Source organism: Rhizobium sp. P1_C7 (assembly GCF_056406295.1).
In genome coordinates, this window is the sequence record NZ_JBFUAL010000009.1 from 52,239 (window position 1) to 66,742 (window position 14,504).

Below are 14,504 nucleotides of genomic sequence, written 5' to 3' on the forward strand. Positions count from 1 at the left end.
AAAGACCGCGCGACACTCACAATCGCCAAGCACTGCGAATGACCACCCGCACCTCCTCGCCGATCCGCAGAGGCATGCGGCTGAAGGCGCGCAGTGTCTGGCCATCGACGAGGCGCAGCCTGGCGGCGTAGCGCTCACCCTCATAGAGGACGGACACCACGCTTGCCTTTGCGCCTTCGGCGTCGAGGATGACATCCTCCTGCCGGACGAGAATGTCCGCCTTCATACCATCGCACCCCTCGACAGCCATCAGCGGCGCGATCGCGTCCCAGCCGAACCGCCTGACGTCACCAGCTGGTGATGGAAGCGAAAGGATCGCGCCGCGGCCGATCAGACCGCCGACGATGCGGCCTTCGGGGCGGGCGTAGATTTCCGCCGGCGGCGCCACCTGCAGGAGCTGCCCTTCCGACATCACGGCCACATCGGTAGCGAGTGCCATGGCCTCGCTCTGGTCATGGGTGACATAGATCATGGCCGCACCGGACCTTTGGTGGAACTCGCGAAACGTCTCTTCCATCTCCTGCTTCAGATGCCGGTCGAGATTGGCCAGCGGCTCGTCGAGCAGCACCACATCGGGCGATGTCACCAGGCAGCGCGCCAGAGCCACTCGCTGCCGCTGCCCACCTGAAAGATCGGCCGGGCGCCGTTGCGCATAGTCTGCCAGCTTCACAGTGGAGAGCGCCTCGCGCACCTTCTGCCTGTACGTCTCGCCTGAGATGCCCCTTACCTTCAGGGGGTAGCCGACATTGTCGGCGACGCTCATGTGCGGCCACAGTGCGTAGGACTGGAACACCATCGCCATGTTGCGCCGTTCCGGCGGCAAGGATTGCGCGGCGTCCGCAAGCAGGCGCTCGCCGAGGTGGATCGAACCATCCGTCGGCGTCTCGAACCCGGCGATCATGCGAAGCACCGTCGTCTTGCCGCAGCCGGAGGGACCGAGCAGCGCCAGAAAACCGCCTTCCCGCACATCCAGCGAAAGGCCGCTCACAGCCGCACGTCCGGTCCCGAAATCCTTGGCGACACAGTTGAGGATCAGCTTCGCCACGGCACCACTCCCCTCGGCAGCCGCTTTGCCATGAGTTCAAGAAGCAGCATCATGAAAACGACCATGAGGACGACAAGTACCGAGAGGGCGGATGCCAGATCGGAGCTGCCGCTATCATCGAGATTGTAGATCGCAACGCCGAGCGTCTGCGTCCCCGCCGACCAGAGAAGCGCTGATATGGTCAGTTCGTTGCAGGCGATCAGGAAGACAAGGATGACCGACGCACCCGCGGCAGGCGCGATCAGCGGCAGAACGATGTCCTTCAAACGGCAGAAGAAGCCGGCACCGGACAGTCGCGCCGCCTCCTCTAGCGCGGGATCGAGCTGATGGAAAGCGCTGACAACGGGTTTCAGGCTGACGGCGAAGAAGCTCGACAGGTAGGCGACGAGGATGATCCACACCGTACCGTACAGCGTCACGTGGAGGACGGGGATCGGCGTCGCAAGGACTAGGATGAAGGATACAGCGATGACGATGCCGGGCAGTGAATACGGTATTTCGATGGCGCTGGAAACGACGCGGCTCAACGCATCTCTGCGTCGGGTCAGGGCATAGGCTGTGAGGACACTCACCACCAGGAGACAAATGGCAGTGCCGGCGGCAAGCGAGATCGAATTGGCAAATGCCGTTTGCGTGACCGACTGTCGGAAGAGGATTTCATAAAATGCGGTGAACGACATCGTCTTGAACGTCAGCGGTACACCGTAGGCAGGCACCAGGGCACCCGCCAGGAGTGCGAAGAAGGGGGCCGCAAACATCAACAACACCGTCAACCACAGCAGCGGCACAGCGAGGAACGTCCAGCGGCCGAGCTCGAAGGTCGCCGTCGCGCCGGACAGGCCCAGCATGCGATAGTCGCGGCCGCGCAGTGCGCGATCCTGAACGGCAAGGCCGGCAACGGAGATAATTGCAATGATCGCCGACAGCAGCGCCACGTCACCGAACGTCCGGTTCGTGAAGGCGGAAAACTTCGTAAAGATCAGCGTCGGCAGCGTGTAGATCGACGCGGGAATGCCGAGAATGGCGGGAATGCCGAAATTTCCGGTGCAAGAGACGAAGGAGATGGCTGCGCCGGCAATGATCCCGGGCAGCGACAGCGGCATGATGATGTCACGAAAGACACGCAGGCTTGAAGCGCCCGAAAGGCGCGCCGCCTCGACACCGTCGCGCGGAAGCGCCATCAAGCCTGCGCGCAGCGCCAGATAGACGAGCGGCGCATGCTGGACGCCGTAAAGCAGCGCAATCCCGCCGACCGAGTAAAGCGGCTGCGGCGAACCGAGCGGCGGGGCGATATGCAAGGCCTTCAGCAGCGGGCTCGATGGTCCGGACATCTGCACCCAGGCTAGAGCCGTAACCTGCGGCGGAATCATCATCGGCAGAACGAAGAGGAAGCTGAGCACGCTCTTCGCGCTTATGTCCGTCAGCGTCAAAATGAATGCAAAGGCGCAGCCGATGAGCAGTGAAACGATGGTGCCGAGGACGGCAGTGACGAGTGTGTAGTAGGTGGCCGACCAGAGTGCCGGATCCGTCAACACAGCGACCGCGCCGCCGTCGGCGAGTGCCGCGATGCCGGTCACTGCCAGCCGCGCAAGCGGAAGCACGCTGAGGATCAGGACGATGATGACGACAAACGGAAACAGCCAGGCCGGCTGGCTGCTCCCGGGACGAACATATCCATACATCTTGTCTGCGTCGATCAGTTCGAGCTGTAGATACCGGAGAAGGTCTTGAGGTCCTGATCGGTGCTCTTGAGCGCAGCAGTCGCATTGATCGGCAGCACCTTGATGCTCGCGCGCGCAGGGAAGCCTTCAGGAACCTTCATGCCGTCGCGGGCGGGGATATAGCCGAGCTTCAGGAAGCCTTCCTGGCCCTTTTCCGACAACACGTAGTCCACGAACCTCTTGGCGGCATCCGTGTTCTTCGAGCTTGAAAGGATGCCGACCGGCTCGGTCACCGCAGAAACGCCTTCAGCCGGAAAGACGAACTCGACTGGCGCCCCCTTCGCCTTCTCGCGGATCGGCATGTAGTCGACGATCATGCCGTAGGCCTTCTCGCCGGAAGCGACGGCCTTCAGAATCGCGCCGTTGCCGCCGGCAGCCGTCGCACCGTTGGCGGCGAGGTCCTTGTAAAAGCCCCAACCGAGGCCATCGACGCCCGCAAGGGTCTGCGCATGGATGAGCGCTGCGCCGGACGTAAGTGGGCTCGGCATGGAGACGAGGCCCTTCGCCTCCGGCTTGGTCAGGTCTTTCCAGCTCGTCGGTTTCAACGAAGCGGCCGTGTTGTAAATGATGCCTGTCGTGATGAGCTTGGTGGAGTAGTAGTAGCCGTCGGCGTCATAAAGCGCAGCGTCGTAATTCGCGGCTTCCGGGGACTTGTAGGCGAGCAGCTTGCCGGCCTCTTTCAGGCGCTCGAGCGTTACCGTGTCGGCGATCAAAAGAACGTCGGCAACCGGATTGCCCGCCTCGATCTCGGCCTGCAGCTTCGCCATGATCTTCGGCGTGCCATCGCGGACCCAGTCGACCTTGATGTCGGGGTTCGCGGCCATAAAGCCATCGACGGTCGCCTGCGCGTCCTCGTTCGGCTGGCTGGTATAGAGCACGAGGTTGGCGGCCAAAGCCGGCACGGCAAAGAGGCTGGCGGCGAGAAGTGCGGCAGCGGAAACGATGGTCTTCATGATATTGCCCTCGGGTGATGGAAGATCCGTTCCTTAGCCACGGCCGACAACATGATTGTGACAGTCGGCTTTTTCGGTTGTGGCGAAACAGACGGGCCGCCCTTGACCGAGCGCTGCTGCCCCTATCTTCTAGCGCGCAATTCACGCTTTCATTTTTGGGATTGGAGGAAGGTAGATGGAATACCGCTCGCTCGGCCGTTCCGGCCTCAAGATTTCGACGCTGACCATGGGTACGATGACCTTTGGCGGAAAGGGCTGGGCCAAGGCTGTCGGTGATCTGGGTGTCGCCGAAGCACGAAGGCTGGTCGACATCTGCGTCGACGCAGGCGTCAATCTGCTGGACACGGCGGACGTCTATTCGCAAGGGGTCTCGGAGGAGATCATTGGCGAGATCTTCGCAGGACCGCGCAAGAACGGCCTGCTCATCGCAACCAAAGCCCGCTTTCCCATGGGCAGCGGTCCGAACGACGCCGGCTCGTCGCGTTACCATCTCATCAACGCGTGCGAAGCCAGCCTGAAACGGCTGAACACGGACGTCATCGACCTTTTCCAGCTGCACGAATGGGATGGCCAGACACCACTCGAAGAAACGATGGAGGCGCTCGACACCCTCGTCCGTCAGGGCAAGGTACGCTACATCGGATGCTCGAACTTTTCGGGCTGGCACATTATGAAGGCGCTGGGCGTCAGCGAAAGGGAGAAGCGCGAACGCTTCGTGAGCCAGCAGATTCACTATACGTTAGAAGCGCGTGACGCCGAATACGAGCTGCTGCCGATCAGCATCGACCAGGAGCTCGGCGTGCTCGTCTGGAGCCCGCTAGCCGCCGGGCTGCTGTCTGGCAAGCACCGTCGCAACCAGGCCGCGCCCGAAGGCACGCGCCAGTTTGCCGGCTGGACGGAACCCCCGATCCGCGATGAGAACCGTCTGTGGAACATCGTTGAAACGCTGGTGTCGATCGCCGAGGAACGCAGCGTTTCGGCAGCCCAGGTGGCACTCGCCTGGCTGCTCGGCCGCAAGGCCGTAACGTCAGTCGTCATCGGCGGTCGCAACGAAGCCCAGTTCAGGGACAACCTTGCCGCCGCCGACCTCAAGCTATCGGACGAGGAGCGCAAGCGGCTGGATGATGTCAGCCTGCCGCCGCTGCTCTATCCCTACTGGCACCAGCGCAATACGGCAGCCGACAGGCTTGGTGAGGCCGATCTCGCATTGCTCGGCCCTCACTTGGCACAATAGCGCAAAGAGATCGGCTGCCTACTTGCCGCCGATCTCGCCTGCGATCAACGCGCCGAGACGAGCGATGCCTTCTTCGATCTTGGCTTCGTTGCTGGAAGAGAAGCTGATGCGGAACGTATTCTCGCCCGAACCGTCTGCGAAGAACGCGCGGCCGGGGACGAAGGCGACTTTGGCGGTCTCGATCGATTTCGCCAAAAGCCTGGCACCATCCATGCCCTTCGGCAACGTCACCCAGATGAACATGCCGCCTTCCGGCTTGGTCCAGCTTGTGCCTTCCGGCATATATTTTTCGAGCGCCGCCAGCATGCAATCACGGCGCTTGCTGTAGGCAGCCTTGATCTTCGCGACCTGAGCGTCGAAACCCTTCCGTGCGACTTCGGCGATCGCCATCTGGTTGATGGTCGAGGAATGCAGATCCGCCGCCTGCTTCATCAGCACGAGTTTTCGAACAACCGGCGCGTTGGCGACGATGAAGCCGACGCGAAGGCCTGGCGCCAACGTCTTCGAGAAGCTTCCGCAATAGATGGTCCGGGTATCGTCGATGTGGCCTTTCTGAGCGATCTCCAGCGCCAGGATCGGCGGGACCGGTTCGCCGTCATAGCGCAGCGACTGGTATGCCGCGTCTTCAATGATCGCGATATCCATCTCGTTGGCGAGATCGATGAGCTTTTTGCGCCCGGCGAGATCGACGGTTTCGCCGGTCGGATTGGAGAAATCGGCTGACAGGTAGGCAAACTTCACCTTGCCGCCGGCTGCCGCCGCCTGGGCACGATAGGAATCTGGCGTCCGATTGCCGTTCGGCGTCAGCTGGTCGTAGGCCGGCTCATAGGCATTGAAAGCCTGCAGCGCACCAAGATACGTCGGCCACGTCACCAATGCCGTATCGTTGGGCGAAAGGAAAAGTTTGCCGAGATAGTCGAGGCCCTGTTGCGAACCCGAGACGATGAAGACATTGTCGAGTTCGCAGGGAATGCCGAGCGCTCCGAGCTGCGTGATCAGCCACTCCCGCAGCGGCTTGTAACCTTCGCTCACCGAATACTGCAGCGCCGAGCTGACGGCAGCGCTGTCGAAGATATCGGCGTAAGCCTGCTTGAACTCCCTGTCGGGAAACAGCGCCGGATCCGGAATGCCACCGGCGAACGAAATGATGTCGGGGCGGTCGAGAAGCTTTAGAAGTTCGCGAATCTCGGACGCGCGCATGCGCGACGAGCGGGTTGCAAAGATATTATCCCAATTCAACATGGGGCTTCCTCGTAATTTTTTGTCTTTGGCCGACAGAACCACGCAACAAATGATAAGTCAACATTGCTGACCTATTTGTTCGCTACCGTGACAATTCTGAGGCCTTTTATTCCAAAAAGCAGAGGACGGCGACCGGAAAAAACAGCGAGAAAATCCCCGCCCCCGAAGGAGGCAGGGCAATTTCCTCGTCGGTCGAAGAGCGCGTCAGGACCGAAACAGCGCGGCAATCTGATCCCGGCTCGGAAGCTGTCCTTGCGGCGTCAACTTATCGACCACGCCAGGCAGAACGGTCGAAAGCTGCTTTAACAGTTCCTGCTCGCTGATCCCCGCCTGGCGAGCCAGGTCGCTGATGGTCTGCGAGCCGAGTGCGCTTTCCAGATTGCCGGGCGCGATGGGTTTGTTCTCGCCGGGCTTGACCCAAGAATCGACAGTGTCGCCCTGGCCTGCCTCCGCCAGCTTGCCGAGAAGACCGCCAAGCCCTCCCGCCAGGCCTCCGAGGCCGCCAAGGCCCCCAAGTCCGCCGGTCAGACCGCCATCGCCGGTCTGGGGATTGGCCTGCTGTGCGGCCGGATCCTCCTGAGCTTTGCCGCCGCCCAGAAGTTTGCCGACAAGTAAGGCGCCGAGCGCGATCATGATCGGTTTCGATATATTGCCGCCGGGTACGGCGTCATCAAAGAATCCCATGCTATTCTCCTCTTCGATTTTCTTGGCACCAAGGGTGAAACAACAGCATAGGCTCCGGCTGAGCCTTGAATTTCTGATCCATCCATTTAGCTTACGTGTGGAGATGGTCGGAATACTCGGCCAATCAAGGAGGGGAATGAGAGATGTCTGTTATCGCGTGGATTGTTCTTGGCCTCATCGCCGGTTTTATTGGCAGCAAGATCGTTAACAAGAGCGGTTCTGGCATGCTAATGGACATCGTCCTCGGTATCGTCGGAGCGATAGTCGGCGGCGTCATTTTCACATTCTTCGGTGCTGCCGGCGTAACGGGGCTCAATATCTACAGCCTCGTCGTCGCCGTTATCGGCGCTGTCGTTGTCCTGTGGCTCTATCACGCATTCAGCGGACGGCGCTCCATATAAAGTCGTCTGGCGCCGCGTTGCGATAGGTGAGCATCCGTGCCTCGTGCGGCAGCGGCAAGACCGTCGTATCGCGGCCCCAGCCATGACCGACGGATCGACCCACTATGCCCGGCGAAACGACGTCTTCCTTCTACAGAGTGAACGCGGCAACCTATGCCACGCGGGGAACGCACCTTGCCGATCAGGCGCCTCGACGATTTCCTGTCGATGCTGCCTCCAGGCGCAGCCGTGCTCGAACTCGGCTGCGGTCAGGACAGCGAATACATGCTGTCCAGGGGTTTTCGTGTCACGCCGACGGATGGTTCCGCGGAACTTGCCGGCAAGGCGGAGGCGCTGCCTGGACCCCTGTGAAGATCATAGCGTTCGAGGAACTCGACGATGAAGACGCGTTCGACGGCGTGTGGGGGCGAAGCGAGCCTGCTGCATGTCCCCCCGCGCAACCTTGCCTGACGTCATCGGGCGCATCAGACGAGCCCTGAGGCCAGCAGGCGCCTTTCATGCCACCTTCAAGGCCGGAGACGCCGAGGGGCACGACGGCTTTGGACGCTACTACAACTATCCCTCGGCGGAATTGCTCTTAGGCTTGCTGAGCCGCGCCGGTTGGCACGACGTCGTCATCAGCGGGAGCGATGGCAGCGGTTACGACAGCATGCCGACGCGCTGGCTCGCATTGTGCGCCAAAAAACAAGAGGCCGGAGCTTTCGCGCCGGCCTCTGTTCCTGCCAAAGCAGAAAAGCTTAGTTGACGGACTTGTCGACCAGCTTGTTCTTGCCGATCCAAGGCATCATGCCGCGCAGCTTGGCGCCGACTTCTTCGATCTGGTGGCTGTCGTTCATGCGGCGGATGCCCTTGAAGCGCGAACCGCCAGCCTTATATTCCTGCATCCAATCCGACGTGAACTTGCCGGTCTGGATGTCGTGCAGAACGCGCTTCATTTCAGCCTTGGTTTCAGCCGTGATGATGCGCGGGCCGGTGACGTATTCGCCCCATTCTGCCGTGTTCGAGATCGAGTAGTTCATGTTGGCGATACCGCCTTCATAGATCAGGTCAACGATGAGCTTCACTTCGTGCAGGCACTCGAAGTAGGCCATCTCAGGCGCGTAGCCTGCTTCAACCAGCGTTTCGAAGCCGGTACGGATGAGTTCGACGAGGCCGCCGCAGAGAACGACCTGTTCGCCGAAGAGATCGGTTTCGCACTCTTCGCGAAAGTTGGTTTCGATGATGCCTGAACGACCGCCACCCACGCCGCAGGCGTAGGAGAGAGCGAGTTCAAGCGCGTTGCCCGAAGCGTTCTGGTGAACGGCAACGAGGCAGGGAACGCCGCCGCCCTTCTGGTATTCGCCGCGAACCGTGTGGCCAGGGCCCTTCGGTGCGATCATGACGACATCGAGCGACGCCTTCGGCTCGATGAGGCCGAAGTGAACGTTGAGGCCGTGTGCGAAAGCGATCGCAGCGCCGTCGCGGATGTTGCCGGCGATGTCGGCCTTGTAGATGTCAGCCTGAAGTTCGTCAGGCGTCGCCATCATCAGGAGATCGCCCCACTTGGCAGCGTCGGCAACGGTCATGACCTTGAAACCGTCGGCCTCTGCCTTCTTTATGGTCGGCGAGCCGGCCTTGAGAGCGATGACGACGTTTGCATGGCCGCTGTCCTTGAGGTTCAGCGCGTGCGCGCGGCCCTGGGAGCCGTAGCCGACGATGACGACGTTCTTGGACTTGATGAGGTTGAGGTCAGCATCACGATCGTAATAGACGCGCATTTGAATGGTCCTTCCCTTTGCTTGTCTTGTTGAGTGTCCGTAAAAAGCGAAATCAGCCGATAGCGGGCATTTCCGCCAATGCTTTTTCGGTGCCGTAGAGCCGGAGAAACGAGGTCACCGCCCTCTCCGCCTGACGCCCGGAATCCTTCACGCCGGTATCGCCAAGCAGCATGCGCACATGCAGATCGGAAACGATCAGGCCATAGAGCACATGATACGCCTCGTCGGCGTCGGAGAAACGAAGCAGCCCTGCGCGCTTGCCGGAATCGATCAGACCCATTGCCCGACGGTCGATCTGCCGGCGTCCGCGCTCGAGCAGAAGTTTGCCGAGCTTGGAGCCGTCTCGAGGAGACTGGCCGATCGCAAGTCTGTTCAGCGCCAGCGAAACATCGCCCGCGAGGACTTCGAGCAGATCGCGCGAAAAAATGACGAGATGGTCGTGGAGGCTGGTCGTCGTCAGCCGCTCACCGTTGCGCTCGAAGGTCCTGACCTTGCTGGCCTGATAGGCGATCATCGCCGATAGCAGGCCGTCGCGGTCGCCGAACCATTTGTAAAGGCTTTCCTTGGAGCAATTCGCCGCGCGTGCAACACCCGATGTCGTCAGCGCCTTTTCGCCGCCGTCCACGAGCAGCCGCAGCGCCTGCTCCAGAACAGCGTTCTGGCGCGGCGAAAATTCGCTGGGCTCCAAGTTTTCGACGGACACGACGCAAGCTCCCGATAAGTACCGTACGGTACGGTTCGTGCGCTTTATGCTGCAAAGTTCCTGACGCGTCAAGCACCATCTAAGGGAAACTTCGTTGTTGTTGCCCGCCCGGCGGCACGATACGGATCATGCGCACATTTCGACCCAGCCTACTCCGCCGCGATGGATTCCCGGATGATATCAAGGTCGCGCAGCGGCGACAGGCCGTATAGACGACCGTATTCGCGACTGAATTGCGATGGGCTCTGGTAGCCCACACGAAATCCCGCAGTCCCGACATCCAGCCGCTCGACAAACATCAGGCGCCGCGCCTCATGCAGCCGAAGCTGCTTCTGGTATTGCACCGGCGTCATTGCTGTCACCGATTTGAAGTGATGATGGAAGGAAGACACGCTCATGTTGACGCGTTCGGCGAGTTCCTCGATACGAAGCGGCCGCGAGAAATTCTCGCGCAGCCAGCCGACAGCGCGCGCAATCTTGTTTCCCTGGCTTTCCGCCATTGCGATATTGAGAAGTCGCGGACCGTCCGGCCCCGTCAGGATGCGATAGAGAATTTCCTCCTCGATCAGCGGTGCCATCGCAGCAATGTCGTCGGGGCGATCCAGCAGCCGCAGCAGCCTGACGGCAGCGTCAAGCAGCTCTGGCGGTGCTATATTGACGGCCATGCCGCGAAGGCCCTTCTTGTCGGTCGCCTGGCGCGGAACCTCGACGCGCCTTAGCAACGCCGACAGCTTTTCGGCATCGATCGCGAGCGCCAGGCAGAGATGCGGCAATTGCTCGCTCGCTTCCGTGACCCGTGACGCCACCGGCAGGTCAAGCGACGTCAGCAGATAGTCGCCGGTCCCGTAGCTCAGCGTTTCCGTGCCGAGACGCAGGCTCTTTGCACCCTGCAGCACGAGCGCAAAACACGGCCGATAGGCGGTATGGAGCGGCTCCGTCGGCCGCGATCGGCGACTTACGAACAGATTGTCGACGGCTGTGGCGAACTCGCCGTCGCCAGGTGCAAACCGCTCAGCAATGGAGGCTATTTCCCCATAGGGACTGAAAGGCAAAGTCATGCGCGAAAATCCGTATTTTGAAGCAATCGGAGACGTCTTTATCTAAGGGAAACGAACGCGGCTGCAAGCAGCCAGTATGCTGACATTTGCAGGATTGTGCAAAAAGCTAGGAGGATCGCTCTACCGCCTCTGGCCGCCTTTAGCCCATAAGTCACTGCGTCCGAACAACCCACCCAGATATATGGAGTTTTCCAATGGCTATCGCAAAAGGCTATGCTGCCACTGATGCCTCGAAGCCGCTGACGCCGTTCACGTTCGAGCGTCGCGAGCCCAATCCGGACGATGTCGTCATCGACATCAAGTTTGCTGGCATCTGCCATTCCGACATCCATACCGTCCGCAACGAATGGAAGAATGCAGTCTACCCGATCGTCCCCGGCCATGAGATCGCCGGCATCGTTTCCGCCGTCGGCTCTGCTGTAACGAAGTTCAAGGTCGGCGACCGCGTCGGCGTCGGCTGCTTCGTCGATTCCTGCGTCGGATGCGCCACCCGCGATCTCGACGACGAGCATTACATGCCGGGTCTGGTGCAAACCTACAACGGCGTCGAAGCCGATGGCAAGACGGCGACCCAGGGCGGCTATTCCGACTCGATCGTCGTCAAGGAAGGCTATGTCCTGTCGATCCCGGAAAACCTTCCGCTCGACGCGTCGGCTCCCCTGCTGTGCGCTGGCATCACCCTCTATTCGCCGCTGCGCCACTGGAATGCCGGCCCCGGCAAGAAGGTCGCCATCGTCGGCATGGGCGGACTTGGCCATATGGGCGTCAAGCTTGGTGCGGCCATGGGTGCGGATATAACTGTCCTCTCGCAGACGCTGTCGAAGAAGGAAGACGGCCTCAAGCTCGGCGCCAAGGAATATTACGCCACCAGCGATGCGACGACTTTTGAAAAGCTCGCCGGCACCTTCGACCTGATCATCTGCACCGCCGGCGTCGCGATCGACTGGAACGCCTACCTCGGCCTTCTCAAGGTCAACGGCTCGATGGTCATCGTCGGCGCCCCGGAACATGCCATCCCGGTCCACGCCTTCTCGCTGATCCCGGGCCGCAAGAGCCTTTCCGGCTCGATGATCGGTTCGATCAAGGAAACCCAGGAAATGCTCGATTTCTGCGGCAAGCACAACATCGTGTCGGAAATCGAGAAGATCAACATCCAGGAGGTCAACGAAGCCTACGAGCGCGTGCTGAAGAGCGACGTGCGCTACCGCTTCGTCATCGATATCGCCTCGCTGGCATGAAACGCCAGGCGGCTCTCCGGAGCCGCCTAACTCTCCTCCCGCATGGTTTCCTTCTGCGTGATCAGCCGTGCACTGTGCTGGCCGCTGAGATAGATCCACAGCCAGCTCCAGGCAACGGCGAACCGCGAGCGCGTGCCGATCAGGAAGTAGATGTGGGCGATGCCCCATATCCACCATGCAAGCCAACCTTTCAGTTTGATCCTGCCGAAGTCGACAATTGCCGCACTCTGGCCGATCGTCGCCAGACTGCCCTGATGCCGGTAGCGGAATGGCGCTGGCGGGGCCTTCCCCGCAACGCGCGCCCGGATAACCCTGGCTGCGTAGGAGCCCTGCTGCTTCGCCGCGGGCGCAATGCCGGGCACCGGCGCGCCGTCTTCCTGCACGACCGACGCCGTATCGCCGATCACGAAAATCTCGGGCAATCCGGGCGCCGTCAGATCCTTCCCGACAATGACACGCCCCGCACGGTCGGCGGCAACCGCCAGCCATTTTGCCGCCGGCGACGCCTGCACGCCGGCCGCCCAGACAATCGTCCGGCTCGCAATGAACTGCTCGCCGATCTGCACGCCATCGGCCGAACAGTTCGTGACCGGCTGACCGAGACGGACCTCCACGCCCAGGTCTTCGAGCACGTTCTGCGCATAGGCCGACAGCTCCGGTGCAAAGCCCAGAAGCACGCGCGGCCCGGCCTCCACGAGGACCACCTTCGTTTTGCGGGTGTCGATGTTGCGGAACTCCGGCGGCAGCGTCTTGTGCGCGAGGTCGGCTATGATGCCGGCAAGCTCGACGCCGGTCGGTCCGGCGCCGACGATGGTGAAGGTCAAAAGGGCATCGCGCACAGCCGGATCGGTCGTGGTCTCCGCGCGCTCGAAAGCAAGCAGCAGGCGCCGGCGGATCGTGGTTGCATCCTCGAGCGTCTTCAGCCCGGGCGCGACAGGCTCCCACTCGTCGCGGCCGAAATAGGCATGCGTCGCACCGGTGGCGAGAACAAGGGTATCGTACCGCAAGGTCGTTCCGTCGCGCAACGCGACCTCGTTCGCGACCGTCCGCACGCCTGAAACCTCGCCGAGCAGCGTCGTAACGTCCGGTCGATCACTATACAGTTGACGGATGGGCCAGGCGATCTCCGACGTCGAAAGAATGGTTGTGGCGACCTGGTAGAGAAGCGGCTGGAAGAGATGGTGATTGCGCCGGTCGAGCAGAGTGATGCGTACGCCAGCTCCCTTTAGATCATTCACCAGTTGAAGGCCGCCGAAGCCGCCGCCAACAACGACGACATGATGGTCGCTCATGATCTGCCCTTTCGGTCCTGGCATTCGTCGCGACCATCTCATTGATCGCACATCGCCTTCAAGAGCCGTTTGATCATAGCTGGCCTGCACAGACGAATATGTTTTGAGATGAGCGATTTGTTTCTGGTGGGCGCCAGATGGCGCGAGAAAGAACCGTTTTTCCTGGGCGCACGAGTGTGCGGCGCGTTGGCGACCGAAGGGTGATCAGCGGTATGCCCCAAAGGAATACTGGCCGCAAAGCTCGGAGCTGCACATCGTTTGCGACAGTCAGGGCCGACCGATCTAATGCCCGCTCAACGAAGGCCAGGACAGCACTACAAGGACGCGAGTGCTGTCCTGGACACTTTCCCGCCGGCCAGGACCATCGTCACCGACCAGGGACATGACAGCAATCCTGTGGCGACGGCAGCCTCATGCACGATACCGGAGTGCCTCCACCAGACCCGCAAAAGCAGCCGAGGGCTGCCGACGGCTGGGATAGTAGAGGTGATAACCCGCAAACGATGGGCACCAATCCTCCAGCACCCGAACCAAGCGTCCGTCCGCGAGATGCGCCCTTACCTGATCCTCCATGACAAAGCCGAGCCCGAACCAGGCGGTGGCCGCACGGACGATCATCTGGACGTTGTTGAAGGCGAGCTACCCTTCGACCCGCACCCGCAGCTCGCGGCCGTCCTTTTCGAGTTCCCAGGCGTAAAGGCCACCGTTGCTCAGCAGGCGCAGATTGATGCACTGGTGGTCGGCGAGGTCCTGCGGCGTGATCGGAACCGACCGCGTCTCGAAATAGGCGGGCGAACCGACCACCGCCATCCGCAGGTCGGGCTGATGCGCGTCGCGATCATGTCCTTCGCGAGCGCATCCCCCATGCGGATCGTTCCGGCGGGTCTCTCCCGCAATTCGCCAAGCGAGGCAGCTGCGCCCCGATACTGTCGAGCGCCGGCCTCAAGGTGGCGAGCAGCCTTCCCCCGGCCTCGGTCGGCGCGAGGCTCCTCGTGGTCCGGGTCAGCAGGCGCACGCCAAGCCTCGTTTCCAGCAGCCGGATCGTGTGGCTCAGCGCCGATTGGGAGGTCCCCAACTTCGCTGCTGCCCGGATAAAGCTCCGGTCCTCGGCGCCTGCAAGGAATGCATTGAGATCGACCAGTTCCTCGCGCTGCATTCATGAACTCCCGATATAAC

The 14,504-nt window shown here is 61.4% G+C and carries 12 protein-coding genes and 2 pseudogenes; 4 read left to right on the forward strand and 10 right to left on the reverse strand.

Annotated features, from left to right (window positions below):
* Positions 1-16 precede the first annotated feature (16 nt).
* From AC1D2R_RS15740 to AC1D2R_RS15750, 3 genes are read right to left on the reverse strand one after another with little or no spacing between them, the layout of a single operon-like run.
* The gene (locus tag AC1D2R_RS15740) at positions 17-1,045 is read right to left on the reverse strand and encodes an ABC transporter ATP-binding protein (protein WP_477968207.1); all 1,029 of its coding nucleotides are present in this window, start codon (positions 1,043-1,045) and stop codon (positions 17-19) included.
* Positions 1,033-2,727, reverse strand: coding sequence for an ABC transporter permease (locus tag AC1D2R_RS15745; RefSeq protein ID WP_477968208.1), 1,695 nt, complete (start codon positions 2,725-2,727; stop codon positions 1,033-1,035). Before AC1D2R_RS15745 ends, AC1D2R_RS15740 begins: the two co-directional genes overlap by 13 nt.
* Before the next feature lie 14 nt (positions 2,728-2,741).
* Positions 2,742-3,719, reverse strand: coding sequence for an ABC transporter substrate-binding protein (locus AC1D2R_RS15750; RefSeq protein WP_477968209.1), 978 nt, complete (start codon positions 3,717-3,719; stop codon positions 2,742-2,744).
* Positions 3,720-3,894: 175 nt separating this feature from the next.
* On the opposite strand from AC1D2R_RS15750, the gene AC1D2R_RS15755 reads away from it, so the two are divergent.
* Positions 3,895-4,953: an aldo/keto reductase gene (locus tag AC1D2R_RS15755; RefSeq protein ID WP_477968210.1), complete on the forward strand. Its 1,059-nt coding sequence runs from the start codon at positions 3,895-3,897 to the stop codon at positions 4,951-4,953.
* Between the two features lie 18 nt (positions 4,954-4,971).
* Here AC1D2R_RS15755 and AC1D2R_RS15760 read toward each other — a convergent pair whose 3' ends face one another.
* Positions 4,972-6,195 carry an aminotransferase-like domain-containing protein gene (locus AC1D2R_RS15760; RefSeq protein WP_477968211.1) on the reverse strand — a complete coding sequence of 408 codons (1,224 nt, stop codon included), beginning with the start codon at positions 6,193-6,195 and terminating at the stop codon, positions 4,972-4,974.
* Between the two features lie 204 nt (positions 6,196-6,399).
* On the reverse strand, positions 6,400-6,879 hold the full coding sequence (locus AC1D2R_RS15765) for a YidB family protein (protein WP_477968212.1): 480 nt from the start codon (positions 6,877-6,879) through the stop codon (positions 6,400-6,402).
* A gap of 143 nt (positions 6,880-7,022) precedes the next feature.
* Here AC1D2R_RS15765 and AC1D2R_RS15770 point away from each other — a divergent pair, with 143 nt between their 5' ends.
* Both AC1D2R_RS15770 and AC1D2R_RS15775 read left to right on the forward strand, forming a co-directional pair.
* Positions 7,023-7,280 carry a GlsB/YeaQ/YmgE family stress response membrane protein gene (locus tag AC1D2R_RS15770; RefSeq protein ID WP_477968213.1) on the forward strand — a complete coding sequence of 86 codons (258 nt, stop codon included), beginning with the start codon at positions 7,023-7,025 and terminating at the stop codon, positions 7,278-7,280.
* Between the two features lie 104 nt (positions 7,281-7,384).
* Positions 7,385-7,965, forward strand: a pseudogene (locus AC1D2R_RS15775) (class I SAM-dependent methyltransferase); the annotation flags it as partial.
* A 52-nt stretch (positions 7,966-8,017) separates the two neighbouring features.
* On the opposite strand, the gene ilvC reads toward AC1D2R_RS15775, so the two are convergent.
* The 3 genes from ilvC to AC1D2R_RS15790 all read right to left on the reverse strand — a co-directional run bounded on the left by ilvC (position 8,018) and on the right by AC1D2R_RS15790 (position 10,798).
* Complete coding sequence (gene ilvC / locus AC1D2R_RS15780) at positions 8,018-9,037, reverse strand: ketol-acid reductoisomerase (RefSeq protein WP_477968214.1); 1,020 nt, start codon at positions 9,035-9,037, stop codon at positions 8,018-8,020.
* 52 nt (positions 9,038-9,089) lie between these two features.
* Complete coding sequence (locus AC1D2R_RS15785; protein WP_477968215.1) at positions 9,090-9,740, reverse strand: TetR/AcrR family transcriptional regulator; 651 nt, start codon at positions 9,738-9,740, stop codon at positions 9,090-9,092.
* 149 nt (positions 9,741-9,889) lie between these two features.
* Positions 9,890-10,798 (reverse strand): AraC family transcriptional regulator, encoded by a 909-nt coding sequence (locus AC1D2R_RS15790; RefSeq protein ID WP_477968216.1) that lies wholly within the window; start codon positions 10,796-10,798, stop codon positions 9,890-9,892.
* 194 nt (positions 10,799-10,992) lie between these two features.
* Here AC1D2R_RS15790 and AC1D2R_RS15795 point away from each other — a divergent pair, with 194 nt between their 5' ends.
* Complete coding sequence (locus tag AC1D2R_RS15795) at positions 10,993-12,036, forward strand: NAD(P)-dependent alcohol dehydrogenase (protein ID WP_477968217.1); 1,044 nt, start codon at positions 10,993-10,995, stop codon at positions 12,034-12,036.
* 26 nt (positions 12,037-12,062) lie between these two features.
* On the opposite strand, the gene AC1D2R_RS15800 is transcribed toward AC1D2R_RS15795, so the two are convergent.
* Positions 12,063-13,328: an NAD(P)/FAD-dependent oxidoreductase gene (locus AC1D2R_RS15800; RefSeq protein WP_477968218.1), complete on the reverse strand. Its 1,266-nt coding sequence runs from the start codon at positions 13,326-13,328 to the stop codon at positions 12,063-12,065.
* A 411-nt stretch (positions 13,329-13,739) separates the two neighbouring features.
* Positions 13,740-14,484: pseudogene (locus tag AC1D2R_RS15805) on the reverse strand (LysR family transcriptional regulator).
* Between the last annotated feature and the right edge of the window lie 20 nt (positions 14,485-14,504).

Excerpts from the sequence above, each read along its gene's own strand:
- AC1D2R_RS15795 (WP_477968217.1), top strand. The coding sequence starts at position 10,993 with ATGGCTATCGCAAAAGGCTATGCTGCCACTGATGCCTCGAAGCCGCTG.
- AC1D2R_RS15770 (WP_477968213.1), top strand. The coding sequence starts at position 7,023 with ATGTCTGTTATCGCGTGGATTGTTCTTGGCCTCATCGCCGGTTTTATT.
- AC1D2R_RS15760 (WP_477968211.1), bottom strand. The coding sequence starts at position 6,195 with ATGTTGAATTGGGATAATATCTTTGCAACCCGCTCGTCGCGCATGCGC.
- ilvC (WP_477968214.1), bottom strand. The coding sequence starts at position 9,037 with ATGCGCGTCTATTACGATCGTGATGCTGACCTCAACCTCATCAAGTCC.
- AC1D2R_RS15755 (WP_477968210.1), top strand. The coding sequence starts at position 3,895 with ATGGAATACCGCTCGCTCGGCCGTTCCGGCCTCAAGATTTCGACGCTG.
- AC1D2R_RS15765 (WP_477968212.1), bottom strand. The coding sequence starts at position 6,879 with ATGGGATTCTTTGATGACGCCGTACCCGGCGGCAATATATCGAAACCG.
- AC1D2R_RS15750 (WP_477968209.1), bottom strand. The coding sequence starts at position 3,719 with ATGAAGACCATCGTTTCCGCTGCCGCACTTCTCGCCGCCAGCCTCTTT.
- AC1D2R_RS15745 (WP_477968208.1), bottom strand. The coding sequence starts at position 2,727 with ATGTATGGATATGTTCGTCCCGGGAGCAGCCAGCCGGCCTGGCTGTTT.
- AC1D2R_RS15800 (WP_477968218.1), bottom strand. The coding sequence starts at position 13,328 with ATGAGCGACCATCATGTCGTCGTTGTTGGCGGCGGCTTCGGCGGCCTT.
- AC1D2R_RS15790 (WP_477968216.1), bottom strand. The coding sequence starts at position 10,798 with ATGACTTTGCCTTTCAGTCCCTATGGGGAAATAGCCTCCATTGCTGAG.